Annotated in this window: 4 protein-coding genes and 2 pseudogenes; all 6 read right to left on the bottom strand. The window is 36.3% G+C overall.

The window, feature by feature from the left end; genetic code table 11:
• Positions 1 to 453: 453 nt before the first annotated feature.
• A pseudogene (locus ACFIL2_RS02865) lies at positions 454 to 881 on the bottom strand (hypothetical protein).
• 288 nt (positions 882 to 1,169) lie between these two features.
• Positions 1,170 to 2,324, bottom strand: coding sequence for a hypothetical protein (locus tag ACFIL2_RS02860; RefSeq protein WP_375680416.1), 1,155 nt, complete (start codon positions 2,322 to 2,324; stop codon positions 1,170 to 1,172).
• A complete protein-coding gene (locus ACFIL2_RS02855) occupies positions 2,314 to 2,664 on the bottom strand; it encodes a DUF1376 domain-containing protein (RefSeq protein WP_375609790.1) in 351 nt (116 codons plus the stop codon). Before ACFIL2_RS02855 ends, ACFIL2_RS02860 begins: the two co-directional genes overlap by 11 nt.
• A 247-nt stretch (positions 2,665 to 2,911) precedes the next feature.
• Positions 2,912 to 3,379 (bottom strand): crossover junction endodeoxyribonuclease RuvC, encoded by a 468-nt coding sequence (locus tag ACFIL2_RS02850; RefSeq protein WP_375680414.1) that lies wholly within the window; start codon positions 3,377 to 3,379, stop codon positions 2,912 to 2,914.
• A 59-nt stretch (positions 3,380 to 3,438) separates the two neighbouring features.
• Positions 3,439 to 3,663 carry a hypothetical protein gene (locus ACFIL2_RS02845; RefSeq protein ID WP_375614284.1) on the bottom strand — a complete coding sequence of 75 codons (225 nt, stop codon included), beginning with the start codon at positions 3,661 to 3,663 and terminating at the stop codon, positions 3,439 to 3,441.
• A gap of 10 nt (positions 3,664 to 3,673) precedes the next feature.
• Positions 3,674 to 4,069 (bottom strand): annotated as a pseudogene (locus ACFIL2_RS02840) (hypothetical protein); the annotation flags it as partial.

Raw genomic sequence — 4,069 nt, 5'->3', positions numbered from 1 at the left:
TTCTTCAGATTCAATATAGCCACCAAGTTGACCAGCTTTAACATCACCAAAATCTCTTAACGCCTTAATGCGATAAAGTTTCTTACCCTCACGAAGAATTGTTTGATTTGTGAGTTGATATTTTGGAGATGTTTCTTGATTTTTTACTGTAGCTTTCATGCTGATACCTATTCGTTTAAATTAGTTTCTTATTGACACCCTATAAGGGCGCCGGGTGCTAAGAAACACGGCGAATAGTCCGTCGTTACACTTTTCTCATAAAGAGTATTGTATGGTGTAACCACACCCGACATAATCGTTATATGCCAATAACAGCATAAAAGAAAGTCAGTATTTAAGAAATGGGAGAAACCTTTTCGTGGTTTATCCGCTATTCGCTAAGTGTTTCTTAGGCACTTGCTGACCTTAATAAACGACCTTTTCCTTAAAGTCAATACGTATTTTTTATTTTTTTCACTTTTTTTCATTTTGATAATTACCTAATTGAATATCAAGTGCTTTTTCTAGTTCACGGTCTATATCATAAGCTTGTGAATAACATCTCTCACCTTCATTTGTAATTTCACAAATCAACTGATCTTTCTCTGTACGTTTTTTGATTTCCCTATTCACCTCGTCTATCAACGCTTCACAACTCAATACGCTTTTCGGAATACCGCCCCCATAAATCCACGCTTTCACTTGAGCCTTGGTACTGTAATCAACATTCTCAGGCATCTCATGATACTGACCACCGTCAAATTCTTCATATTCTCTTGTACCATCATCATATTCGTAAAGATTGTAAAAATACTCTGCTACCCCTAATCCCCATGGTGCATATCCAACCGCTGTTGCAACGAACTTTTTCCCCCCTTCTGTTTACGTTTTTTTAAAAACATTTGGTTTAATATCCCCTATCTAAATCCATAACTTTACCAATGGGTTTATTTGCCTCAAAATGGACCGCACAGAAGCGTTTTTAATTTCAATGTGTTTTTATCGCAAAATCTTTAAATCGCTCTGTACGGTGCCTTTCTGTCAATTTAAACGCATGTCTATTCTCAAAATCATCAGCAAACTTCACTACTTTGCTGTTTATCCTTCAATGCTTTTAAATACGATTTCATTATGTAGCAAATAAACTAATAGCCTCTCTACTCCTGATGCATTCTGATCCATACGTGTCTTTAAGCGTAAATCGCTGTTAGGGGTATGCTAAATCTTTCTGACAGTCTGTTTGAAAAGATGTTTGACGGTGGTTTATAACATGCGCTTTCATATAGTTTTTTCACTTCTGATTTTTTGTGTTTCTTAGTTACCAATCCATATTTTGGATGCGTAATCCAATTATCCCAAGCGCTTTGCCAATCGCGTTCATTTGCATTTCGACATGGATTGGTTTTTGAAAAGCGTACAAATTTTTCAAATTCTGATAAGGCTTCATCATGCGTTAATCCTTGTTCAATTGCGTATTGAAAATCGGGTTTGAAATCTTCTAGTATTCTTTTAACTTCTTGTTTTTCCCTTGTTTTCTTGGTTTCTTCAAAAAAGTTTGCTTTCTCTGGAAAATAAGCAGGCATTATCTTATCAACGATTTCTGAAAGTTGTTTACCAACCTTTTTAACTTTTCGTGAAGGCAATTTCTCAATCATCGCTTCGTCAATTTGCCATCGGTTGTTAGCTTTGTTTGAAGTGTTGGTATTTTGCTCGCGAATGATTGGTTGTTTGGTTTCTATCGTTTTGATTTGTTCTGATTGAACATCATCACACTCGATTGGCTCGTCAACCAAATCGTTTGTTTCTAAATTTTCAAAATCAATTTCTCTTTTTGATAAAATAATATTTTTTTTGTTATTGTTATTGTTATTGTTATTGTTATATATATAGGCATCATTAAGCATCGCTTTAGCATCGTTTTTATCAGTATTTTCAGCAACTTGAGCATCATCACAAGCATAAGTTGTATGTTTATCCCATCTTGCCTGCGCTGCTTTCTTTGCTCTCTCCGATAATCTCTTTGATCGTGATGTTTTTGATACCTTTTCTAAATTCTCATTAGAGTTATTGAGCTCTTCCTCAACATCTAAATTCCATAAGCGACCATCTGCTAAACGAATGAAATATCCTTCTTCAAGCAAAACATTCAGTGCCGCTTCAAACTTCTTCACTGAATAACCAGTGTAATGAGATAAAACTTTAATATTATAAAAAAGAGGTTCACCAGTACGCAACATACGTAACCGTAATCGCATATAGATATTGCCCTCTACAGCAGGCAAATAATCAACAACTATTGCCCACTGGTCTGCAAAAAGCCTCGTCCATGGCAACTTAGTTGACATACTTCACCTCCCTTTCTCCATTATTATTGCAAGTGAAATTATCTAGCTCTTCAGTGACGTTTTTGAGTTCTTTTTCAACTTCTGAATTCCACAACCCACCATTGTCTAAACGTATGATGAATCCATCTTCAATCAAGGAATTCAAAGCTGCTTCAAACTCTTCTACTGGATAACCAACCCAAAAAGCTAATACCGTTAAGTCCTTTAAAATAGGTTCACCAGTATGGAGCATTAGAAGTCGCAACATGACATAGATACATTTCTCGGTCGGCGACAAAAAAACAAGAGTAAGAAGCCATTTGTATGCAAAAAGCCTCGTCCATGGTAATTTACTGGACATGTATTGCCTCCTCTCTTTTCTTACTCCACCTTGCTAAAGCTGCTTTTGAAANCCTTTTTAAACGTTTGCACTGAACACCCACACCAACCCGATAAACAAGACGCATAATTGATAAGAGGCGCTTTTCTATTATTCATTAGCAACACAAGTGTTGTATAAACAGCCTTCTCTGTCGCTTTTAAACTTGTAAGCTCTTTTAAAAACTGATCTGTATTAAATTTTACAAACGCCACTTTATTGTTGGACATCACTCTAAGATCTCCTTCTCTTTAACCAAATATAAAATTGCTAAAGCATCTGCTTCATTATCATCACATGGCTTGTATCCTTTAAGACACATTGCCTCTATCATCTCTTCTTTCGACGCATTCCCCTTCCCCGTCATCGCTTTCTTAATCGTACTTACTGGTATCCCCTCATAGGGTATCTGATGCTGTTCACACCACGCCGTTAACGTTGCTAACAAACCGCCGTAAACATGCGCCGCATCTGTACCTTTATGACGCCTCACCTCTTCAAAATACACCGCGTCAATATCACCTGCTGTATGCTTTATTTCTGATAGCCATTGCTTAAAACGCAAGTAACGCATTCCACCGCCTTCAAAACGGCGCGATTGAAAATTCACGGTACCACTGAACATGTCACCACTTGCACCACGTATCGCCCACCCCATCTTCGTACCTAGATCAAAACAAAGAATCGTGTTACTCACCTCGCATCTCCATACAAAACGTATTTTATAGGGATATTTTTCCACCCAGAAAAAATGCTTCAAACTAAGTTTTGACCAGAATTTTTGCTATCTTTTGAAGAAGAGAAAATGTTAGAAGGAGATAATTTTTGAATTATCTGTTCTTGCCTCCATATTTTTTCATTTTTCTTAATTATTTCCTTTTTAACTATTTGTAATTCTTTATAAAATAGATAAAGTTGAATAGCTAATTGAATATTTACAGCTATAGATACTATTAAACCAGTATACGATCCTGCATTCATCTCTATCTCCTTACTTACCCTTCTTCTTACTCTTCTTATTCTTATGAGGCGGCGCTTTTACTGCTTCATCACGCGGCTTAAGCTCTTGCTTCAGTTCTTTAATTTCCTTGTCACGTTCTTCAATTTCCTCGTCGTCACGTTCTTCTATCTTTTGTTTAAGTTCTTTAATTTCCGTATCACGTGATTGCACATCTTCTTTTAGTGTCCGTATCTTTTCACTTTTCCGTTTAAAATCTTCTCGGTACGCATCTATCTTTTGTTTTAGTTCTTCAATCTCTTGCTTCAGTTCTTTAATTTCCTTGTCACGTTCTTCAATTTCCTCGTTGTCACGTTCTTCTATCTTTTGTTTAAGTTCTTTAATTTCCGTATCACGTGATTGCACATCTTCTTTTAGTGTCCGTATCTT

The sequence above is a fragment of the Bartonella sp. AP30XZML genome (genome assembly GCF_042195945.1).
Lineage (GTDB): Bacteria > Pseudomonadota > Alphaproteobacteria > Rhizobiales > Rhizobiaceae > Bartonella.
The sequence above is the reverse complement of the archived record's forward strand: the minus strand, read 5'-3'. Positions and strand labels throughout refer to the sequence as shown.